The 23004-nt window shown below is 33.3% G+C and carries 20 protein-coding genes; 14 read left to right on the top strand and 6 right to left on the bottom strand.

Features of this window, described 5'->3' with window-relative positions; genetic code table 11:
- Positions 1-9: 9 nt before the first annotated feature.
- The 3 genes from NSR03_RS07940 to NSR03_RS07930 all read left to right on the top strand — a co-directional run bounded on the left by NSR03_RS07940 (position 10) and on the right by NSR03_RS07930 (position 2800).
- Positions 10-1149, top strand: a complete 1140-nt coding sequence (locus NSR03_RS07940) for a DUF418 domain-containing protein (protein WP_021339480.1) — start codon at positions 10-12, stop codon at positions 1147-1149.
- Positions 1150-1262: 113 nt separating this feature from the next.
- The gene (locus tag NSR03_RS07935; RefSeq protein WP_002508120.1) at positions 1263-2168 is read left to right on the top strand and encodes a fumarylacetoacetate hydrolase family protein; all 906 of its coding nucleotides are present in this window, start codon (positions 1263-1265) and stop codon (positions 2166-2168) included.
- Between the two features lie 242 nt (positions 2169-2410).
- Complete coding sequence (locus NSR03_RS07930; RefSeq protein ID WP_002508119.1) at positions 2411-2800, top strand: YisL family protein; 390 nt, start codon at positions 2411-2413, stop codon at positions 2798-2800.
- An 81-nt stretch (positions 2801-2881) separates the two neighbouring features.
- Here NSR03_RS07930 and NSR03_RS07925 read toward each other — a convergent pair whose 3' ends face one another.
- Complete coding sequence (locus NSR03_RS07925; protein WP_069821009.1) at positions 2882-4204, bottom strand: CoA-disulfide reductase; 1323 nt, start codon at positions 4202-4204, stop codon at positions 2882-2884.
- A 32-nt stretch (positions 4205-4236) separates the two neighbouring features.
- Positions 4237-5079 carry a Cof-type HAD-IIB family hydrolase gene (locus tag NSR03_RS07920; protein ID WP_069821010.1) on the bottom strand — a complete coding sequence of 281 codons (843 nt, stop codon included), beginning with the start codon at positions 5077-5079 and terminating at the stop codon, positions 4237-4239.
- Positions 5080-5192: 113 nt separating this feature from the next.
- Between NSR03_RS07920 and NSR03_RS07915 the strand changes: the two genes are divergently transcribed.
- The gene (locus NSR03_RS07915; protein WP_002508116.1) at positions 5193-5501 is read left to right on the top strand and encodes a metal-sulfur cluster assembly factor; all 309 of its coding nucleotides are present in this window, start codon (positions 5193-5195) and stop codon (positions 5499-5501) included.
- Between the two features lie 232 nt (positions 5502-5733).
- The gene (locus tag NSR03_RS07910; RefSeq protein ID WP_069821011.1) at positions 5734-7554 is read left to right on the top strand and encodes an acyltransferase family protein; all 1821 of its coding nucleotides are present in this window, start codon (positions 5734-5736) and stop codon (positions 7552-7554) included.
- A 215-nt stretch (positions 7555-7769) separates the two neighbouring features.
- On the opposite strand, the gene NSR03_RS07905 is transcribed toward NSR03_RS07910, so the two are convergent.
- Complete coding sequence (locus NSR03_RS07905) at positions 7770-8189, bottom strand: nuclear transport factor 2 family protein (RefSeq protein WP_046465147.1); 420 nt, start codon at positions 8187-8189, stop codon at positions 7770-7772.
- 289 nt (positions 8190-8478) lie between these two features.
- Here NSR03_RS07905 and clpB point away from each other — a divergent pair, with 289 nt between their 5' ends.
- Positions 8479-11088 (top strand): ATP-dependent chaperone ClpB, encoded by a 2610-nt coding sequence (clpB, locus tag NSR03_RS07900; RefSeq protein ID WP_046465148.1) that lies wholly within the window; start codon positions 8479-8481, stop codon positions 11086-11088.
- A gap of 104 nt (positions 11089-11192) precedes the next feature.
- On the opposite strand, the gene NSR03_RS07895 is transcribed toward clpB, so the two are convergent.
- The gene (locus NSR03_RS07895) at positions 11193-11387 is read right to left on the bottom strand and encodes a DUF2929 family protein (RefSeq protein ID WP_002508112.1); all 195 of its coding nucleotides are present in this window, start codon (positions 11385-11387) and stop codon (positions 11193-11195) included.
- 227 nt (positions 11388-11614) lie between these two features.
- Here NSR03_RS07895 and NSR03_RS07890 point away from each other — a divergent pair, with 227 nt between their 5' ends.
- The 3 genes from NSR03_RS07890 (at position 11615) to NSR03_RS07880 (ending at position 15313) form a co-directional block, all read left to right on the top strand.
- Positions 11615-12556 (top strand): beta-ketoacyl-ACP synthase III, encoded by a 942-nt coding sequence (locus NSR03_RS07890; RefSeq protein ID WP_002508111.1) that lies wholly within the window; start codon positions 11615-11617, stop codon positions 12554-12556.
- A gap of 11 nt (positions 12557-12567) precedes the next feature.
- Entirely contained in the window at positions 12568-13812 is a 1245-nt protein-coding gene (gene fabF / locus NSR03_RS07885; RefSeq protein WP_002508110.1) for a beta-ketoacyl-ACP synthase II, read from the top strand.
- Positions 13813-14080: 268 nt separating this feature from the next.
- Positions 14081-15313 carry an MFS transporter gene (locus tag NSR03_RS07880; RefSeq protein ID WP_065367377.1) on the top strand — a complete coding sequence of 411 codons (1233 nt, stop codon included), beginning with the start codon at positions 14081-14083 and terminating at the stop codon, positions 15311-15313.
- Positions 15314-15368: 55 nt separating this feature from the next.
- Here the strand turns inward: NSR03_RS07880 and NSR03_RS07875 are convergent, their stop codons facing one another.
- Positions 15369-15743 (bottom strand): DUF3899 domain-containing protein, encoded by a 375-nt coding sequence (locus NSR03_RS07875; RefSeq protein ID WP_021339488.1) that lies wholly within the window; start codon positions 15741-15743, stop codon positions 15369-15371.
- Between the two features lie 244 nt (positions 15744-15987).
- On the opposite strand from NSR03_RS07875, the gene opp3b reads away from it, so the two are divergent.
- From opp3b to NSR03_RS07850, 5 genes are read left to right on the top strand one after another with little or no spacing between them, the layout of a single operon-like run.
- Positions 15988-16914, top strand: coding sequence for an oligopeptide ABC transporter permease (gene opp3b, locus NSR03_RS07870; protein ID WP_021339489.1), 927 nt, complete (start codon positions 15988-15990; stop codon positions 16912-16914).
- Entirely contained in the window at positions 16914-17981 is a 1068-nt protein-coding gene (gene opp3C / locus NSR03_RS07865) for an oligopeptide ABC transporter permease (RefSeq protein WP_021339490.1), read from the top strand. Before opp3b ends, opp3C begins: the two co-directional genes overlap by 1 nt.
- Positions 17982-17999: 18 nt before the next feature.
- Positions 18000-19082 carry an ABC transporter ATP-binding protein gene (locus tag NSR03_RS07860; RefSeq protein WP_046465149.1) on the top strand — a complete coding sequence of 361 codons (1083 nt, stop codon included), beginning with the start codon at positions 18000-18002 and terminating at the stop codon, positions 19080-19082.
- The gene (locus NSR03_RS07855) at positions 19072-20016 is read left to right on the top strand and encodes an ABC transporter ATP-binding protein (RefSeq protein ID WP_002508104.1); all 945 of its coding nucleotides are present in this window, start codon (positions 19072-19074) and stop codon (positions 20014-20016) included. Before NSR03_RS07860 ends, NSR03_RS07855 begins: the two co-directional genes overlap by 11 nt.
- 20 nt (positions 20017-20036) lie before the next feature.
- The gene (locus tag NSR03_RS07850) at positions 20037-21689 is read left to right on the top strand and encodes a peptide ABC transporter substrate-binding protein (RefSeq protein WP_069821012.1); all 1653 of its coding nucleotides are present in this window, start codon (positions 20037-20039) and stop codon (positions 21687-21689) included.
- 276 nt (positions 21690-21965) lie between these two features.
- On the opposite strand, the gene trpS is transcribed toward NSR03_RS07850, so the two are convergent.
- Entirely contained in the window at positions 21966-22955 is a 990-nt protein-coding gene (gene trpS, locus NSR03_RS07845) for a tryptophan--tRNA ligase (protein WP_002508102.1), read from the bottom strand.
- Between the last annotated feature and the right edge of the window lie 49 nt (positions 22956-23004).

The raw sequence follows: 23004 nt of genomic DNA, 5'->3' as shown, positions 1-23004 counted from the left end.
TGCTATATTGTGTCACCGCAACGCAGATTATTTGAATTAGATGCATTACGTGGTTTTAGTTTGTTTGGCATCATATTAATGAATATTTTAGTTTTTAGTTTTCCTTATGAGGAAACTTATCTACCTGGAGTATTAAATGGTGCCAATGAAGGGCTATTCCGCATTGTTACACTTTTTGTTATCAGTTCATTTTATCCAATATTTACAATGTTATTTGGATATGGATTAAGCATAATGTATGAAAATAGTAAACGTAGAGGGATGTCATATTATCCTTTTATATATCGAAGATTAGTAGTTTTACTTATTTTTGGTGTACTACATGGCTATTTTTTATTTAATGGAGATATTTTATTTGGATATGGTTTTACCGGAATGATTGCAGTTTTATTTATCAAATTGAAACCTAAGACTTTAATTAAATCAGCTGCTGGCTTATTTATAATGAAAATTGTCATATTGGTTATTCCAATTTCTTTAGCATACTGGAATAAAGGTCGCCATGAAGCAAGTAATTATTCAGGTAAGTCACTTGCGCAATTGGTTGATATCAAACAAAATGGTCATTACTTTGAATTCTTACAAGTAAATGGATTGGAAAGTAAGTATAGTGTTATAGATATTGTTACAAGAGCTGCATATCTTGATCTTTTACCTTACATACTTATAGGTATTGCCGCACAAAAATTAAGTTTGATAACTAAGATTCAAAACAACCCACGTAGTGCCATGACATGGGGGAGCACTTTATTTATTATCGGTTATTTTATTAAACTTCCATTTGCCTTAGATTATGCAAACAATACGTTTTCAGTCATAAGTTCAATGGTAGGTGGGCCGATTCTTGCGATGGGATACATCTTGATCTTTGTTCGTTTATGTCAATATGCCAAAGCTGCGAAGGTACTAGACATTTTTAAATATCCTGGAAAACTTAGTTTATCAGTTTATATATCCCAAAGTATCATTTTCACATTCATTTATTATGATATAGGCTTAAGTTTATACAACAAGTTACCGCTCTATCAATCTTATATTATCGTAGTAGTTGTATATAGTTTGCAACTTTTAGCTTGTTATTATTATCTGAAATTCTTTAAGTATGGACCCATCGAGTGGTTATGGCGGAAAATTACTTACTTAAAATAAGACGCATTAGACACAAAACAATAGAATTTTGAAAATTCTAGTTATTTATTTGTTATTTAGTAGTAAATATAGTTATAATATGTAATAAGATATAGATGAGGAGCTGATATTGAATGAAATTCCTATCATTCAGACATGAAGGACAGACATCATATGGTGTGAAAGTAAAACGTGAAGAAGCTGCGTGGGACTTACAAAAAGTTTTTGCAGATTTTTCGGAGGGTGCGTTCCATCCTAAAACGTTATTAGACGGCCTTCAACAAAACCAAGTCGTAGATTTTCAAGAAGAAGTTCGTAAAGCAGTTGTTGCTGCAGAAGATAGTGGTAAAGGCGAAGATTATAAAGTACAATTTGCTGACATTGAATTTTTACCACCAGTAACACCAACTAATAATGTCATTGCCTTTGGACGTAATTATCAAGATCATGCTAACGAATTAAATCACGAAGTTCAACGCTTGTACGTATTTACTAAAGCCGCTTCTTCATTAACTGGAGATAATAGTACAATTCCTAATCATAAAGATATTACAGATCAATTAGATTATGAAGGTGAATTAGGTATTGTTATTGGAAAATCTGGTGAAAAAATACCAAAAGGCTTAGCATTAGATTACATTTATGGTTATACAATTATTAATGATGTTACAGACCGTAAAGCTCAAGATGCACAAGATCAAGCATTCTTATCTAAAAGTTTAACTGGAGGATGCCCCGTTGGACCTTACATCGTAACTAAAGATGAATTACCTACACCTGAAGACGTGAATATTGTTACAAAAGTAAACAATGATATTCGTCAAGATGGTAATACGAGTGCAATGATTCTTAAAATAGATGAATTAATTGAAGAAATTTCTAAATATGTTGCTTTACATCCAGGTGATATTATTGCAACTGGCACACCTGCTGGCGTAGGTGCAGGAATGAATCCTCCGCAATTTTTACAACCAGGTGATGAAGTTAAAGTTACAATTGATAATATTGGTACACTGACTAATTTTATCGCAGAAAAATAAACGATAGATATATTAACCGGGCTGACATATGTGATGCCCGGTTTTAATATGCGAAAAATAGAATTAACATTGCAATAACCGGCATATTCAAATAAAATAAGTAGTGCAGAATTTCTTTTTTGAAAAATATACTTATTTTGAGTATGATTAAGAAAGGCACTTTTTATTTTACTAATTAAAAGGTGCAACATACTTCTGTTTTACATATTATTGAAGTAAAAATTGTGTGGGGGTTATATATTATGTTACACATGCATATTGCAAGTTGGGTGTTATTAGTAATCTTGTTCTTTGCTGCTTATTTTAATTTTTCAGTAAAACAAGGCGCATCACCTTACTTTAAACCAATCCATATGCTCTTAAGAGTGTTTATGGTATTAGTTTTAATTTCAGGTTTTTGGACATGGATTCAAGCATTCTCATCTGGTAACGCTGGCGGGCATATGTTACTTACGTTGAAAATGATTGGTGGCGTAGCAGTAGTTGCACTTATGGAAGTGTCACTTGCAAAACGTAAAAAAGGTCAATCAAGTCATGGTTTATTGTGGACAACGATTATTGTTATTTTAATTACTATGCTTTTAGGTGTTATCTTGCCATGGGGACCAATTACGCAACTATTTGGTTTATAAAAATTTTAAAACATAAATCAAGTTTAATTAAAAAGGGATCTTCCAATTTTGGAAGGTCCCTTTTAGTTTGAATCACTAGTGCTATTTATTGCGTGCTTTGTAACCAATCATATTAATGATATCTTTAGGTCTACTATAGGGTGGGGCATAAGCAACTTCAAATTCTGTTAATTCGTCTATAGTTAATTTATGCATCATTGCCATAGACAGCACATCTATACGTTTGTCTGCACCTTTCTTTCCAACAGCAGCGGCACGTAAAATACGTCGGTTCGTTTTGTCAAAATGAATGCGTAAATGTAACTTTGTATTACCTGGATAATAACCCGCATGTTCTCCTTGTTTGGCTTCAACAGTTTCATAGTCGAAGTTCGAAAGTTCCTGTGGAGATACACCGACACTTGCAAAAGTATAATCGAAAAATTTTACAATATTTGAACCTAAGTAACCTTTAAATTGTAAAGATGGGTCACCGGCTAATTGTTCTGCAATGATGCTTGCACCACGATGTGCACCCCAAGCTAACGGGATATGTGCATTTAAATCTACATGGCGATAATGTGAAGTGATAATATCACCTAAAGCATAGATATTAGGAATGTTAGTTTGAAATTGATCATTCACTGGCACATAGCCCTTGTCATCTAGAATGACATTGGATGACTCAATAAATGCTGAATTTGGTTTGACTCCGATACCTTCTATTATAAGGTCATAATCTTCGACTTTACCCGACTTAAAGTGAACTTCATTACCAATAACTTTGGATACTTGTTCATTTAAACGATAGTCTATATGTCTTTTCTCAATTTCATCGATAATTGGCTGATTCATGTCTTCGTCCATTAATTTATTGAGATGTGTTGAACGATGAACTAACGTAGGTGCGATACCTCTTTCATATAAATTATCTATAATTTCTAAACCAATATAGCCAGCACCGATAACGAGCGCTTTTTTAACTTGGTTAGCTTCAATAAAGTCTTCAATTGCATCTGTATCTTCCATATTTCTTAAAGTAAATGTCATATCGCTATTTAAGTTTAACGTATTAGCACTACAGCCAGGGCTTAGAATTAATGTGTCATATCGTTCTTCGAAGGTTTTATCTTGGGTGTAATCGTAAACAGTTATGGTTTGTGAAGTATCATTGATTGAGGTTACTTCATGATAAGGTTTCACTACAATCTGTTTAGCATCGTAAAATGATTCTGGTGTTGCTTCTAGTATTTGATCTCTTGATGCTACGACGTTTCCTAAATAATAAGGCAAGGCGCAGTTTGCAAAACTCATATCACGATCTTTCTCGAAGACAATGATTTCACTTTCTTGATCTAATCTTCTTATTTGGCTGGCGACAGTCGCACCACCAGCAACAGCACCAACGACTATGATCTTATTCATAATAAATTGCCTCCTAGTGAGTAATTCTCATATTAAATATAAGATTTTACAGTTACTTCATATGGAATGTTTAATTGGAAGTAATCATTTAAATAACGACCAATACCATCATTATTATTTGAATGCGTGACTTCATTCGCAATATGTTTTAACTCATCCAAGCCATTTTCCATTGCGATACCGTGTTTTGCGTATTTAATCATTTCTAAATCATTATCTTCATCACCGAATGCGATAATATGATTTCTATCAATATCTAAATGTGTTTTAACATAATCAATACCGCGTGCTTTGCTGATACCTTGTTTTACGATTTCTATAACTGGGAAAGGTGAACCCCATCTACGGTGTTCAATATTTTCTGCATAGAATCGTGTGAGCATTTGTTTAACTCTAGGAATCATAAATTCTTCTGCTTCTACTAAAATTGAAGTCGGTGATTCATTTAAACATGTAAGTAAATCGCCTGTTTCAATTTTTGGCGTACCCATGGAAAAACCATCGAATAATTTTTGATCATAGCTATTAAGAAATACATAATCTTTCACTTCTACAATAATATTAGTAACGCCAAAATCATTTAAAGATTGAATAATATTTCGAGCTAAATCAAAATCTAGTCTTTCATGCATTGTTTCAAATTGATCATCTTTTGGATGATGTACAAATGCGCCGTTAAAGTTAACGACAGGTGTATTCATATTAAGTTCATGATAATAAATTTGGCTTGCTCTGTAAGGTCGACCAGTAGCAATCATTAATTTGTGACCTTGATTTTGTAAAGTTGTTAGTACTTCTTTGGTATATGGTGTGATCACTTTTTCATCGTTCAAAAGTGTTCCGTCTAAATCTAGACAAATTAAATAAGGTTTCATGTAAATCTCCTTAATCTTTGATAATTGATGTATAAATATCATAGCATTTTATTGGCGTTTTGTAAGATATTTGATATATTGTTAATAAGATTAAATACGAAGAGGTGAAATTTATGGAGGAAGATTTAAAAGATAGCATATTAGGTGCTTTAGAAATGGTAATTGACCCTGAGTTAGGTATTGATATTGTGAACTTAGGCTTAATATATAATGTGAATGTTGATGATGAAGGCTTATGCACAGTAGATATGACACTGACTTCTATGGGTTGTCCAATGGGACCGCAGATTATGAATCAAGTAAAAGAAGTATTAGCTGAAGTTCCGGAAGTTAAGGATACAGAGATTAATATCGTTTGGAGTCCACCATGGGGCAAAGATAAGATGTCTCGTTACGCTAAGATTGCTTTAGGCGTAAGCTAAGCTTTAATATGTAGAATGAAAACTAGTCTAGTAAGTACATTTTCAAATGTACTTTTACTTAGACTAGTTTTTTTGTCTTCTAAAATACAAGCAATTTAAAATGTTTAATTTTATATTGCTCAATTCATTAAAACTATTGCAGTTATATTACAAAAGTATTACAATGACTTTTGTAATACGTTACTATACATACAGTCATTTATACATTTTAATGAAGAAAGTTTGAGATAAAATGAAAAATAATTTGAATCAGCGTAATGGTATACAACAGCATACGCGTTATATGCCAGGACTAGATGGATTGAGAGCAATATCAGTAATTGGAATTATCATATATCATTTAAATAAACAATGGTTATCTGGTGGTTTCATTGGTGTCGATACTTTTTTTGTTATATCAGGTTATCTAATAACGAGTTTATTGTTAAAAGAATATGAAGAAACAGGTATTATAAATTTGAAACAATTTTGGTTGCGTCGAGTTAAAAGACTTATACCTGCAGTTTTCGTATTAGTACTTGTAGTTACATTGGCTACACTTATCTTTAAACCTGAACATATTGTTAGCATAAAACATGATGCATTTGCGGCATTTCTTTATGTATCTAATTGGTGGTATATAGCAACAGATGTTAATTATTTTGAACAGTTTGCATTCATGCCACTTAAACATTTATGGTCGCTTGCGATTGAAGAACAATTCTACATATTTTTTCCGGTAATTTTGATAATGTTGCTTTTAACAATGAAAAAACGTCGTAATGTCATCTTAATTTTTTTAGCGACATCAATCATTTCTTTATTGACGATGGTCATTATTTCAGGGCCACATTCATCACATTCTCGTGTGTATTTTGGGACTGATACGAGACTACAGACAATGTTGTTAGGGGTAATCCTTGCATTTATTTGGCCTCCATTCAAACTAAAAAAAGACCCTAATATCATTTTGCGCAATATAATTGATAGTATAGGCATGTTCGCTTTACTAGGACTATTGTTAGTGTTTTTCAAAGTAAGTGATGATAGTAGTTGGATATATAATGGAGGATTCTATTTAATATCCACATTAACTTTATTTGTGATAATTAGCGTAGTACATCCATCTGGTTATTTCGCTAAAATTATTGGTAACCGTTTGTTTGTCTATATTGGCAAACGCTCGTATAGTTTATATTTATGGCATTTTCCAATTATTAGTTTTTTACATGCTTATTATGTAGACGGTCAAATACCTGTTTACGTTTATATTATAGACTTAACTTTCACAGCTATTTTCGCAGAATTATCTTATCGTTATATTGAGACACCGTTTAGGAAAAATGGTTTTAAAATATTTACGTTTAAAAAGCTTAATAAAGTTCGATTTATTAGAACTGTAATATTAACTCTTATTGTGATTCCAACGCTCTTCGTTTTTGTAGGCGCTTTTGATCATTTAGGTAAAGATACAGATTCAAATAAAAAGACGACTTTTAATACAGAAAAAATTGATAAAACTTTAGTGCATCCAATACCAGTAGATGATGTTAATTTCTTAGGTAATGCAAATTTTAAAAAGGATAAGGATAATAAAGTGTACACGGATTTAAAACCGTTGTTTATTGGTGATTCCGTTATGGTTGATATTGGTCAACATCTAAATTCGCGTGTGCCTAATGCTAAAATTGACGGTGAAGTTGGACGAAATTTATATGATGCTATACCGTTAGTGGAACGGCAATATAATAAAAAGTATGACCAAGTCATATTAGAATTAGGTACAAACGGTGATTTTTCTAAAGAACAATTAAATGAATTAATTGGTAAATTTGATAGTGCTAAAGTTTATTTAATAAACACACGAGTACCAAGAAATTATGAAAGTCACGTTAATGCGCTGATGAATGATGCAGCTAAAGAACATGATAATGTCATGCTCATCGATTGGTACAAACGTTCTGCAGGTCACTCTGAATACTTTGCACCAGATGGTATTCATTTAGAAAAGTCAGGTGTTGAAGCTATGACTGATGAAATATTAAAACATATAATTCCGAAAAATGATGAATAAACAAGAAGTAATATGAGAAAGTGTATAATTAAAATAATAAAACGCCCTCAATTTTTGAGGACGTTCAGAATGTCGACAAAGTCTTACGCTTTGTCGATAATTTTTATGCATGCTTTCCAAGACTATAGCTTCAAACTGTAGTCTTTGTCTAGTGTTGTATTAACTAGTCAAACGTGGTCACAAAATACCGCTATGATGTAGTGGACATTTTAATTTCAATATTTTTTATCTGCTTCATGAATAGGGTAATCATTCGCGCTCATATCACGTCTTGTCATGAATCCATTAGCATTAAATTCCCAATGTTCATTACCATGCGTACGCATCCACTGATTTGTACTTGCATCTCGCCATTCGTATTCAAATCTAACAGATATACGGTTGTCAGTATAGCACCACAATTCTTTCATTAATTTATAATCTAGTTCTTTATCCCATTTTCTATAAAGAAATGCTTTAATTTGCTCACGACCTTCGAAAAATTCACTACGGTTTCGCCAAACTGAATCTTCTGTATATGCTAAGCATACTTTTTCTGGATCTCTAGTATTCCATGTAGTTTCTGCCATTTTCACTTTTTGTAAGGCGCTCTGTGCATTGAAAGGTGGGACAGGCACTTTGATTTCTTCAGTCATTTTTGGACACTTCCTTTATTGTAAAGTTACAAGAAGTCTAGCAGAATATACTTTTTAATCAAGTTTTTACCACGCTATTTAAAAGCGGGAAAAACAGTGTTTAAGCGTAGTGAAAAATGGGCAAAAGACTGATAGACATTGACTTATAAATAGGTGAAATAAATTTTAAAATGTAGACTAATTTGTTGATTATTTAAATGGAAAAGACTATAATTAAATTAAGGTCAAAGAAAGTCAAAGTCAAACTTGATTTATTTTGATCAAACTTTTAATGGTGAGGTGAATCATTTTGGATATTAATCAAATGACCTATGCAGTTCAAGGTGCTTTACAAAAAGCAGTTGAATTGGCAAAAGAAAATGAGAACCAAAATATAGAAATTGAAGCTGTGCTTAAAGCAGCACTTGAAGAAAATGAAAGCCTATTTAAAAGTGTTCTAGAAAGAGCAAATATTAATACAGAACAACTTGTTAATGCATATAATGAAAAATTAAAAAATTATCCATCGGTTCAAGGAGAAAACATTCAATATGGGCAATACATCAGCCCTAAAGCAAACGAACTTTTAAATAAAGCAGAATTTTATATGAATTCCTATGAAGATGAATATATATCTATGGAACATCTTATAGTTTCTGCCATGGAAATTGATGAAACAACAAAACAGTTTGTCGGTAACAAAAAAGAAGTCATCGAAGAAATTATTAAAAAAATAAGAGGAGGTAATCACGTGACGTCACAAAATCCAGAATCAAATTATGAAGCATTAGAAAAATATGGTCGCGATCTAGTTGAAGAAGTACGTAAAGGGAATATGGATCCAGTCATAGGTCGTGACGAAGAAATTAGAAATACAGTCAGAATTTTAAGTAGAAAAACAAAAAATAATCCAGTATTGATAGGTGAACCTGGCGTTGGTAAAACAGCAATTGTTGAAGGACTAGCTCAACGTATTGTGCGTAAAGACGTACCTGAATCTTTACTAGATAAAACAATTTTCGAATTAGATTTAAGTGCACTTGTAGCAGGTGCTAAATATCGTGGTGAATTTGAAGAACGTTTGAAAGCAGTATTAAAAGAAGTGAAAGATTCAGATGGCAGAATTTTATTATTTATTGATGAAATTCATATGCTTGTTGGTGCAGGTAAAACAGAAGGTGCTATGGACGCTGGGAATATGTTGAAACCTATGCTTGCACGTGGCGAATTACATTGTATTGGTGCAACAACATTGAATGAATATAGAGAATATATTGAAAAAGATTCGGCATTAGAACGTCGTTTCCAAAAAGTAAATGTATCTGAACCTGATGTAGAAGACACAATTTCAATTTTACGTGGACTAAAAGAACGTTACGAAGTGTATCATGGTGTCCGTATACAAGATAAAGCAATCGTAGCTGCTGCAGAATTATCAGATCGCTATATTACAGATCGTTTCTTACCTGATAAAGCGATTGATTTAGTGGATCAAGCGTGTGCAACGATCCGCACTGAGATGGGTTCCAATCCTACTGAACTAGATCAAGTCAATAGACGTGTAATGCAATTAGAAATTGAGGAAAGCGCCTTAAAAAATGAATCTGATAATTTAAGTAAACAGCGTTTACAAGAATTGCAACAAGAATTATCTAATGAAAAAGAAAAACAAAATGCAATACAATCTCGTGTTGAAGAAGAAAAAGGTAAAATAGCAAAACTACAAGAAAAACGTACAGAATTAGATGAAAGTAGAAAAGCATTAGAAGATGCTGAAAATAATTATGATTTAGAAAAAGCAGCGGAATTACAACATGGTAAAATTCCAGAATTAGAAAAAGAATTACGTGAACTTGAAGATGCGTTCCAAAACGAACAAAATGGTGATAATGATCGCATCATTCGCGAAATTGTTACAGATGAAGAAATTGGCGATATTGTTAGTTCTTGGACAGGTATACCAGTATCTAAACTTGTTGAAACTGAAAGAGAAAAATTATTAAATCTATCTGATATTTTACATGAGCGTGTAGTAGGACAAGATAAAGCGGTAGATTTAGTTGCAGACGCTGTTGTAAGAGCACGTGCGGGTATTAAAGATCCCAATAGACCCATTGGTAGTTTCTTATTCTTAGGTCCAACAGGTGTAGGTAAAACAGAACTTGCTAAATCATTAGCATCAACGTTATTTGATTCTGAAAAACATATGATTCGTATCGATATGAGTGAATATATGGAAAAACACTCAGTTTCACGCTTAATCGGTGCACCTCCAGGTTATGTAGGCCATGATGAAGGTGGACAATTAACAGAGGCAGTTCGCCGTAATCCATATTCAGTGATATTGTTAGATGAAATTGAAAAGGCACATTCAGATGTATTTAATGTGCTTTTACAAATATTAGAAGAAGGTCGTTTAACGGATTCTAAAGGTCGAGAAGTTGATTTTAAAAATACAATTATTATTATGACAAGTAATATAGGTTCTCAAGTGCTATTAGAAAATGTTAAAGATGCAGGTGTCATTACTGATGCAACTGAAAAAGCTGTAATGAATAGCTTGAATCAATATTTCAAACCTGAAATTATCAACCGTATGGATGATATTGTACTCTTTAAACCATTAACAATTGGCGATATGAGTTTAATTGTAGATAAAATATTAACGCAATTAAACATCAGACTTATGTCACAAAGACTCTCAATTGATGTGTCTGATAAAGCAAAAGCATGGCTAGGTGAAGAAGCTTATGAACCACAATTTGGTGCTAGACCATTGAAACGTTTTGTGCAAAGACAAATTGAAACACCACTGGCACGCAAAATGATTAAAGAAAACTTAACAGAAGGTACAAAAGTAAACATAGACTTAATGGATGATGGTTTGATATTTGAAGAAATCAAACCAAACAATGAATAAGAGTTTGATAAGTAAACACTTAATTTTAAAAATTAGTACAAAAAATGCCAACAAAGTCTCTGACTTTGTTGGCATTTTTTTTCGCGTCTAATTATAGACGTGTTCTAATGTTGTTCCTTTGTATCATCATTATTGCCTTTAATAACCATTTCAAATAATACAATAATAATAGTGAAAAATATCGCGCCTACAATAGGTGTGATGAGATTAAGCTCGCCACCGCCTGCTAAACTATTAAGCACAAAATTAATCATTTGCAATAAGACAATAGACCAAAATAAAGTTGCGAGGTATTTCATTATGTAATGCCTCCAATATAATATATATAGGTTCATTATAAATAAGAAAGCGCTATTTGTATAGTAGCAAAGTTAGATTCATAGTTTTACATTGTTATAACAGTAGCTTTAAATTATAATTAATCTGTAAAACATATTATATGTTAGGTGTTGTTCTTGTATTTGAAATGTGTATTATGTTAAATTAATACCTGGTATTAAAATTAAAAATAAGAAGGTGTACAACCATGGACGTGGGTATTAAAGGTTTTGGTGCATACACACCTAAAAATGTTGTAGACAATACCTATTTTGAATCATTTTTAGAAACTTCAGATAAATGGATTTCACAAATGACTGGCATTAAAGAAAGAAGATGGGCGGATGAAGATGAAGAAACTTCAGATTTAGCTTATCATGCAAGTTTAAAAGCGATAGAAGATGCGAATATCGAAGCATCAGAAATTGATATGATTATCGTTGCAACATCAACTGGAGATTTTCCGTTTCCTACAGTTGCTAACATATTACAAGAAAAATTAGGCATTGGTAAAGTTGCATCAATGGACCAACTTGCAGCATGTAGTGGTTTTATGTATGCCATGATAAATGCCAAGCAATTTGTTCAATCAGGCGACTACAAAAACATACTTGTTGTTGGTGCAGATAAATTATCTAAAATCACTGATTTTACAGACCGCTCAACTGCAATTTTATTTGGTGATGGTGCTGGCGCAGTTGTCATTGGAGAAGTATCTGAAGGCCGTGGTATTTTAAGCTACGAATTAGGTTCAGATGGTTCAGGTGGTAAATATCTATATTTAAATCCTGAAAATGGAAAAATATCTATGAATGGACGTGAAGTATTTAAGTTTGCCGTAAGAATCATGGGCGAAGCGTCTAACAATGCAGTAGCTAAAGCAAATTTAACACCTGAAGATGTAGACTTGTTTGTACCACATCAAGCAAATATAAGAATTATGGAATCAGCGCGAGAACGCTTAGGCATTCCAAAAGAAAAAATGAGTGTTTCAGTAGATAAATATGGTAATACGTCAGCGGCTTCTATTCCGTTAAGTATTTCTCAAGAATTAGAAAATGGCAAGATTAAAGATGATGATGTCCTAGTACTAGTAGGATTTGGCGGCGGTCTTACATGGGGCGCTGTAACATTAAGATGGGGAAAATAGGAGGATAAAATATGACCAAAGAACAACGTGTTGTAATTACAGGAATTGGAGCATTATCACCTCTTGGTAACGATGCAAAAACATCATGGAATAATGCTCTAAACGGTGTAAGCGGTATTGATACCATTACACGTGTAGATACAACAGATTATAATGTTCATTTAGCGAGTGAGCTAAAAGATTTTAATATTGAAGACCACATGCCTAAAAAAGAAGCGCGACGTATGGATCGTTTTACACAATACGCAGTGGTTGCAGCTAGAGAAGCAGTACAAGATGCTAAATTAGTCATTAACGAAAATACTGCTAATAGAATAGGTGTATGGATTGGGTCTGGTATTGGCGGTATGGAAACATTTGAAATTTCACATAGCCAATTATTAAACCGTGGTCCTAGACGCGTGAGTCCTTTCTTTGTACCAATGCTTATTCCAGATATGGCAGCAGGGCAAGTATCAATTGATTTAGGTGCTAAAGGCCCTAATGGTGCGACAGTGACTGCATGTGCGACAGGTACGAATTCAATTGGTGAAGCATTCAAAGTTATACAACGTGGAGATGCAGACGCAATGATTTCAGGCGGAGCTGAGGCACCTATAACGCATATGGCATTAGCAGGTTTTAGTGCAAGTCGCGCTTTATCTACAAATGACGATAAAGAAACAGCTTGTAGACCATTCCAAGAAGGTCGTGATGGTTTTATTATGGGCGAAGGCGCTGGTATCGTAGTTCTTGAATCTCTTGATTCCGCTCTAGCGCGTGGGGCAGAAATCTATGCTGAAGTTGTAGGTTATGGTTCTAGTGGCGACGCACATCATATTACTGCACCTTCACCAGAAGGCGAAGGCGGTTCGCGTGCAATGCAGGCTGCTTTAGATGATGCTGGTATAGAGGCTAAGGAAGTACAATATCTTAATGCACACGGTACAAGTACACCAGTTGGAGATTTAACAGAAATCCAAGCAATTAAAAATACGTTTGGAGAAGCTGCTGCATCATTAAAGATAAGTTCGACGAAATCGATGACAGGTCATTTACTAGGTGCTACAGGTGGATTAGAAGCAATATTCTCTGCGCTTTCTATTAGAGATAGTCGTATTGCGCCAACAATTCATGCAGACTCTCCAGATCCAGAATGTGATCTTGATATTGTACCAAATAAAGCGGAAGACTTAGAAATTAATTATGCGATGAGTAATAGTTTAGGCTTCGGTGGACATAATGCTGTAATCGTATTAAAAAAGTTCGCTGACTAAATCTATAAACTTTTATTTAAAAAGATTTAAAATGAATATGTCTAAGACGAATATAAATTAATGAAAACAGCCGAAATTAAGATTTCGGCTGTTTTTTAGGTTGAGGTTTTATTTTTTCAGTGTTAATACACATTCTAAGTTTGTACTTAGACTACAATTTTATTTTTATTAACTTTATAATGATAAAATATTAATTTTGAAAATTGTGTGTACAGAACAAACGATTCATGTATAATGGGAATAATTTAGCAGTCAGGAGGGATGAAATTTGAAAAAATTTATGACGTTATCAACCACTTTGAAAACAAGATTAATAGCAGATTTCATCTTGAATGTAGCGAGTCAAGCGATTTTACCCTTTATGGCTTTATATTTAACGAGCAAAACAAATGCAATTTTTGCTGGCGCTTTTTTAATCACAAATATTGTAGTTAGTTTTTTTGTGTCTTTTCTAGGTGGATACTTAGGCGACAATTATAATAGGAAGAAAGTCGTTAATTACATACATTTCTTATATGCTATATGCTTAATTATATTAAGTATAACTGTAACTATGGATGGTATCGGTTTAATTATTTTTTGTGCTACAGTATTTATTTTTGAAATTTTATTTGCGGCGAGTCAACCTATTTTTGATGCGGCCATCATGGATGCGATATACGAAGAGGTAAGGGAATATGTATATCAAGTCAATTATTGGATGTTTAATATTAGTACGGCCATAGGGATGATGTTAGGTGCATTACTATACTTAGGTCATAAGCATTTATTATTTATTATGTTTTTCTTCGCTATGTTAGTGAGTTGGTATTTATTTGAAAAATATTATGACGTAGCACAAATTTATAATAAGAAAGAAGAACTAACATCTCGCTTTAAACATTTTGTGAATAGTTATCATGTTGTACTTAAAGATAAATACTATATGATTTTTAATTTAGGAATGATGTTAGTTTTTATGGCAGAACTCAGTTTAAATTCATATGTCGTAGTTAGATTAAAAGATGAGTTTGAAGCTTTTCATTTTTTAGGATTTTACATAGATGGTGTCAGAATGTTTACTGTCATTATGATTATCAATACGATTGTGGTAGCGACGTTAACTTTTACAGTGAATCGACTTATAGCGCAAACTTCTAAAAAAAATGTCTTTATCATCGGTATAGTGTTATATACGATAGGTTATAGTGTATTGACGTCAGCCAGTGCATTTTGGATATTGTGTTTATTTGCAATCATTGCCACGTTAGGAGAATTAATTTATTCACCGATTCAAAATGCGCAGCGCTTTTTAATGATACCTGATGACAAGCGCAGTACCTATTCTACATTTGGCATGGTATCTTATTATGGAGCCAATGTATTATCTAGATTCGGATTGATTTTGGGGGCATTTTTACTGCCATGGATGATGTCAGTCTATGTTGCTGCAGTTGTATTAATTGGTTTCGTCTTACTTTACTATGCATTATTCTTTAATCCCAATATAGAAACAAGATAATAAAAAGACTGTATTAGAGTATTGTTGAAAAATAAACAATATCTAATGCAGTCTTTTATATTGCAAAAGAAATTACGATAGAGAGTAATAAATAAAATAAATTACAAGCAAATGCAATTTTAACCCATGGCGTAACAAAATAATTTTCTTTTTTTGCTTGCGTAGGTTTGAAAAACTCGTCATTTTCGAGTGTGTCTTTATGTTTTTTGTTAGTAAGTTGGTATTTTAATCTTCTAAAACCATAGCTTGTAGGATCTAAAATACCTTCTTGGACAACAATAATAATGAAGAAGAAGATAGCTAATGAAATGGAAATATAGAAAAAGGTATTGATGTATAGGACTAATGTATGTGAAGCAAATAGCCAAACTAACAAAGTAAGTAAAGGTGTAAAAAGTATCCAAATCAGTAAACTTGTTATGCGTTTCATATTAACTCCTCCAATTATACAATAAATTTATTGTAACTTAATATAACTAAAAAATGAATATAAACTTCTATAAATTCAATTATATCAACACTTGTATAAGATTATAAAATAAATTGTTAATAAATTCTTTAATAATGTAAAGCAAAACAATATTGCTTTACACGTAAAGTAAAAGTATAATGTTAATAAATATTCTGAATATTTCAAAGGGAATGTTAATTCTGAATTTAAAGGGGGATAAAATATGCTTAAGTATGTTTTAAAGCGTTTGGGATATATGATTTTATCATTATTCATAATCATTACGATTACATTTTTCTTAATGAAGCTTATGCCAGGTTCACCATTTAATGATGAAAAATTAAATGAAGAGCAGAAGCAAATTTTAAATGAAAAGTATGGTTTGAATGAACCTGTACCTGTACAGTATGCAAGTTATTTAAAGAATGTCGTTACGGGGGATTTTGGTAACTCATTCCAATATGATAACCAACCTGTATGGGACTTAATAAAACCAAGATTATTACCATCGCTTGAAATGGGACTGACAGCTATGGTTATTGGTGTGATATTAGGGTTGATTTTAGGAGTTATAGCAGCAGTACGGCAAAACAGTTGGGTCGACTATACAGCCACCGTCATTTCGGTTATTGCAGTATCAGTACCATCATTCGTTTTAGCAGTATTGCTACAATACGTATTTGCAGTTAGATTACAATGGTTACCAGTTGCAGGTTGGGAAGGAATATCGACCGCGATACTGCCATCATTAGCACTATCGGCAGCAGTATTAGCAACGGTGGCAAGATACATAAGAGCAGAGATGATAGAAGTTTTAAGTTCGGATTATATCTTGTTAGCACGTGCAAAAGGTAATTCAACAATGAGAGTACTATTTGGTCACGCATTACGAAATGCATTGATACCGGTTATTACGATTATTGTACCGATGTTAGCAAGTATCTTAACTGGTACTTTGACAATTGAAAATATTTTCGGTGTGCCAGGATTAGGGGATCAATTCGTGAGATCAATCACTACGAATGACTTCCCAGTTATCATGGCGACAACAATTTTATTCAGTACATTGTTTATTGTCTCCATTTTCATTGTAGATATTTTATACGGTTTAATTGATCCGCGTATCCGTATACAAGGGGGTAAAAAATAATGGCTGATAAAAGAGACGAAAAATTAACAGATGATCATTCAAATGCGGTTATGACGCATACTTCAGAAGGTATACCGGCATCTGATTTTATTAGAAGTAAGAATGATATTGAAAAAGAACCGGAAATGCAAAGAGAAAGTAAAAACTTTTGGCAAGATGCATGGAAGCAATTGAAACAAAATAAATTGGCCGTAGTTGGGATGATTGGCTTAATCCTTATCGTACTACTAGCATTAATTGGGCCATTATTAAGTTCACATGATTATGCAGAACAAGATGTAGATAGACGTAACTTACCAGCTAAAATACCTGTGCTAGATCAAATACCATTTTTGCCATTTGATGGTGAAGGCGCAAAAGGTGTCGATGCTTATAAAGAAGCAGGCGTTACAGAAAACTTTTGGTTTGGTACAGATCAATTAGGTAGAGATTTATGGTCAAGAACTTGGCAAGGTGCGCAAGTATCATTATTCATTGGTGTGGTAGCAGCTTTGCTAGATATATTTATAGGTGTTGTTTATGGTGCAATATCTGGATTCTTTGGAGGACGGATAGATAATGTCATGCAGCGTATTATAGAAGTTGTTGCTTCGATACCTACACTGATTGTGGTTATCTTATTCGTATTAATTTTCGAGCCATCTATTTGGACCATCATTTTAGCCATGGCACTTACGGGTTGGATTGGTATGAGTCGTGTAGTACGTGGTGAATTCTTAAAATTAAAAACACAAGAATTTGTCTTAGCATCTACAACATTAGGTGCATCAAAATTAAAATTAATATTCAAACATATTTTACCTAATACACTTGGCGTTATCGTAGTAACTTCTATGTTTACAGTACCTAATGCCATATTCTTCGAAGCGTTCTTAAGCTTCATTGGTATTGGTGTACCGGCACCTAAGACGTCGTTAGGTTCGTTAGTAAATGAAGGTAGAGCAATGCTGTTAATTCACCCGCATGAATTATTTATACCAGCAGTAGTATTAAGTTTATTAATTTTATTCTTCTACTTATTTAGTGATGGATTACGCGATGCATTTGATCCTAAAATGCGCAGATAATAAAAGGGGGCAACATTTATGTCAGAACGAGTATTAGAAGTGAATAATTTGCATGTTTCCTTTGATATCGATGCTGGGGAAGTGCAAGCAGTTAGAGGTGTTGATTTCTTTGTCGATAAAGGTGAAACACTCGCAATTGTCGGTGAATCTGGTTCGGGGAAATCAGTCACAACAAAAGCAATCACCAAATTATTTCAAGGTGATGCAGGTAGAATTAAAAAAGGTGAAATTAATTTCTTAGGAGAAGATTTAGCAAAGAAATCAGAACAAGAATTAGTCAAACTTAGAGGTAAAGATATATCTATGATCTTCCAAGATCCAATGACTTCTTTAAATCCAACGATGAAGATTGGTAAGCAAGTTATGGAACCTTTGATGAAGCATAGAAATTATAACAAAACAGATGCGAAAAAACGTGCTTTAGAGATACTAAATTTAGTAGGTTTACCAAATGCAGAAAAACGTTTCACTGCCTATCCACACCAATTTTCAGGTGGACAAAGACAAAGAATCGTTATTGCAACAGCACTAGCATGTGAACCGAAAGTATTGATTGCCGATGAACCAACAACCGCTTTAGATGTAACGATGCAGGCACAAATATTAGAGTTGATGAAAGAGCTTCAAGATAAAATTAGTACATCAATTATATTCATCACACATGATTTAGGTGTGGTTGCGAATATCGCAGATCGTGTGGCAGTAATGTATGGTGGTCAGATGATAGAGACAGGAGATGTAGATGAAATATTCTATGATCCTAAACATCCATACACTTGGGGATTATTATCATCAATGCCAGATTTAACTACAGGTTCAGAAACAGAATTGCTAGCTATACCAGGGACACCGCCAGATTTATTACACCCACCTAAAGGAGATGCTTTTGCAGAGCGTAGCCAATTTGCATTAGATATAGACTTTAAGACGCCACCACCTTGGTTTCAAGTATCACCTACACATTTTGTGAAATCGTGGTTGTTGGACGAACGTTCACCTTATATTGAGCCGCCAAAAATGGTGCAGAAACGTTTACGTGAAATGCCAAATAATTACGATAAACCTCAACAAGTAGAAAGGGTGTCGTTCGATGGAAAATAATAAAGATGTGCTATTACAAGTGAAAAACTTAAAACAATATTTTAATGAAGGTAAGCGAAATGAAGTTAGAGCCATCGAAAACATTTCCTTCGATGTATTTAAAGGGGAAACATTTGGTTTAGTAGGAGAATCAGGCTGTGGTAAATCAACTACAGGTAAAGCCATTATTAAATTGAATGATATTACAGATGGAGAAATACTATATGAAGGCGTAGATATTCAAAAGATAAAAAATCGTAAAGACTCATTGAAATTTAATAAAAAAATACAAATGATTTTCCAAGATCCCTATGCATCATTAAATCCACGTTTAAAAGTTATGGATATCGTAGCTGAAGGTATTGATATACATAAACTTGCTTCTGGGGTTAAAGATCGTAAGAAACGTGTTTATGATTTATTGGAAACAGTAGGTCTAAGTAAAGAGCATGCGAACCGTTACCCACATGAATTTTCTGGTGGACAACGCCAACGTATCGGCATTGCACGTGCATTAGCAGTACAACCAGAGTTTATTATTGCTGATGAACCGATTTCTGCATTAGACGTTTCTATCCAAGCGCAAGTTGTAAACTTGTTATTAAAATTACAGAAAGAGCGTGGCATTACATTCTTATTCATCGCCCATGACCTTTCGATGGTGAAATACATTTCTGACAGAATTGCAGTGATGCATTTCGGAAAAATCGTTGAGTTAGGTAGTGCTGATGAGATTTATCATCATCCTATGCATCCTTATACCAAATCTTTACTTTCAGCTGTACCTCAGCCAGATCCTGAAAGTGAAAGAGTGAGAAAGAGAACCGTTTTTAAAGAAGATGCAGAGAACAATGACAAGCGTTCATTGCACGAAGTACGACCAAACCATTATGTATTTACAACAGATGAAGAAGCGGAAAAACTGCAATCTGAAACACAGGAACCGTCTGTATAAAAGGGGAAAGGGGGATTATGATGAAAAAGTTTAAGTTATTTACGATACTCATTGCGCTGACAGTAGTATTAGCAGGCTGTGGTAGTGCTGAAGGTATATATTCAGATAAAGGACAAGTATTTAGAAAAGTGTTATCTCAAGATATTACGTCACTGGATTCAGCATTGGCAACAGATACAGTGTCATTTGATATGTATAACCAAATTTATGAAGGGCTGTATACATTAGATAAAGATGATAAAGCGCAACCAGGTGTGGCAAAGGAAATGCCTAAAGAAAGCAATGGCGGTAAAACATTAACGATTGAATTGCGTAAAGATGCTAAATGGTCAAATGGAGATCCAGTTACTGCGCATGACTTCGAGTTTGCATGGAAACGAGTAGTTAATCCTGAAACAGCATCTGAATATGCCTATATTATGTACGATTTGAAAAATGCGGAAGATATTAATATGGGTAAAAAAGATGTGGATGAATTAGGCGTTAAAGCAGTTGATGATCATACATTAAAAGTAGAATTAAACAAACCAATTCCGTATATTAATGAAATGTTCGCTTTTGGTACATTTATGCCACAAAATGAAAAAGTTGTTAAAAAACATGGTCAGCAATATGGTACTACAGCTGATAAAACAGTGTTTAATGGACCTTTCAAAATAGAACAATGGAGGGTTGAAGATAAAATTCAACTGGTAAAAAATGAAGATTATTGGGATAAAGAAGCGGTTCATTTAGATCGTGTAAATTATAAAGTATTGAAAGACCAACAAGCAGGGGCGTCATTATATGATACAGGCTCTGTTGATGATACTGTCATTACTGCTGACCAGGTTGATAAATATGAAGATAATGCAGGTTTGAAAAAACGCTTATTAGCAAGTACATTTTATATCAAATTAAACCAAAAAACTGTACCAGCATTTAAGAATAAAGATATGAGACTTGCAATTTCACAAGCAATTAATAAAGAAGGCTATGTAAATGCTGTTAAAAATGATGGTTCGGAAGCAACAGATGGTTTCACATCTAAATTAACAGCAGAAACACCTGATGGTAAAGATTTTGCGGAAACGATTGATTCGCCATTATCATATAACCCAGAAGCTGCTAAAGAACATTATGAAAAAGCTAAAAAAGATTTAGGTATAAAAGATCTGACATTCACGATGAATACTGAAGATAGACCAAGTTCAAAAATTTCAGCAGAATATATTAAAGCTCAAGTAGAAAAAACGTTGCCTGGTGTCACAATGAAAATTAAACAATTACCATTTAAACAACGTTTGAATCAAGAGTCCTCTGAAACACACGAAGCCTCATTATCTGGTTGGGGACCAGACTACCCAGACCCATTAACATTCTTAAGTATTATGACAACAGGTGCTGCTCAGAATAATACTGGCTGGGGTAGTAAAGAATATGATCAATTAATTGAAGATGCTAATGGCAAATTATTGAAAAAACCGGAAGAACGTAATGCTGCTATGAAGAAAGCAGAAGAAATGATGTTGGAAGATGCACCAGTTGCACCGATATATCAAAAAGGGGAAGCGCATTTAACAAATCCACAAGTTAAAGGCTTAATCTATCACCAAATTGGAGGAGATACATCTCTGAAAAATGTAAGAATAGATAAGAGTATTGATAGAGAAACTGGTGAAAAGAAAGAATAGAATTTTAACAATAAAATAAATATTATAAACAGCACATCAACATAAGGTTGGTGTGCTGTTTGCTTTCATATTAAACTAAAAGTTTACTAGTACGTACTTATTTGAAATCAAGGCAACATTTCTATTTCCATTAGTTATACATTTATTTAAAGCATTAGCTGAAGACTACAGGATGAGATTGTGATTGCGGATAGCAAGCACAAATAATGCCAACAAAGTCACTGACTTTGTTGGCATTATGACATATTCTAATCAAATAGAATGTGCCCGTTATAATTATCTTTTACGACCTAAGCCCATAGCTTTTTCCATTTTCTTCAATGTTTTGAAAGAAACTTTTTGTGCTTTATCTCTACCATTATCTAAAATAGTATCTAATTCATCTGAATTAAAATAGTACTCATATTTTTCTTGGAAATCTGTTAAGAATGTTTTTACGATTTCTGCTAAATCTGATTTAAACACACCATAATTAGAGTCTTTATATTTAAGTTGTAATGATTCTAGAGATTCATCCGTTAAACTAGAATAAATGGATAATAAATTAGAAATACCTGGTTTGTTATCTCTATCAAATTTTATAATACCATCTGAATCAGTTACTGCACTTTTGATTTTTTTAGCTGCAGTATTTGGTTGGTCAAGTAAGGAAATGAAGTTCTTTTGATTGTCATCACTTTTACTCATTTTTCTAGTCGGATCCTGTAAACTCATGACACGGCCACCAACTTTTGGTATGCGTATTTCGGGTTTGATTAAAATATCGTTAAAGCGAGAATTAAATCTATCTACTAAATTTCTAGTTAATTCTATATGTTGCTTTTGATCGTCGCCCACAGGGACAATATTCGTGTTATAGATTATGATGTCTGCAGCCATTAACGGTGGATATGTAAGTAAACCTGCTGGAACGCCTTCAGTTTGTTTAGTAGCTTTATCTTTAAATTGTGTCATACGTTCCAATTCTCCAATAGAAGAGATCGTAGTGAGCATCCAACTCGCCTGTATATGCGCTGGTACTTCTGATTGTATGAATAGTGTGGATTTCTCTGGGTCGATACCAGAAGCTAAATAAATCGCTGCAAGCTGTCTTGTTTGTTTACGTAACTTCAAACGATCTTGTGGAACAGTAATTGCGTGCTGATCCACGATGCAGAAGAAACAATTGTAGTCGTCTTGGACTTCACTAAATTGTTTCAATGCACCAATGTAATTACCAAGTGTTGGAATACCACTGGGCTGGATACCTGAAAATAATGTTTCCATTTTTAGATGCCTACCTTCTAAAATTTAATTTAATATATATTACCTACAT

It is taken from the genome of Staphylococcus sp. FSL W8-1207 (assembly GCF_038003745.1).
GTDB lineage: Bacteria > Bacillota > Bacilli > Staphylococcales > Staphylococcaceae > Staphylococcus > Staphylococcus equorum.
Note: the sequence above shows the minus strand (reverse complement) of the source record. Positions and strands in the feature narration are given on the sequence as shown.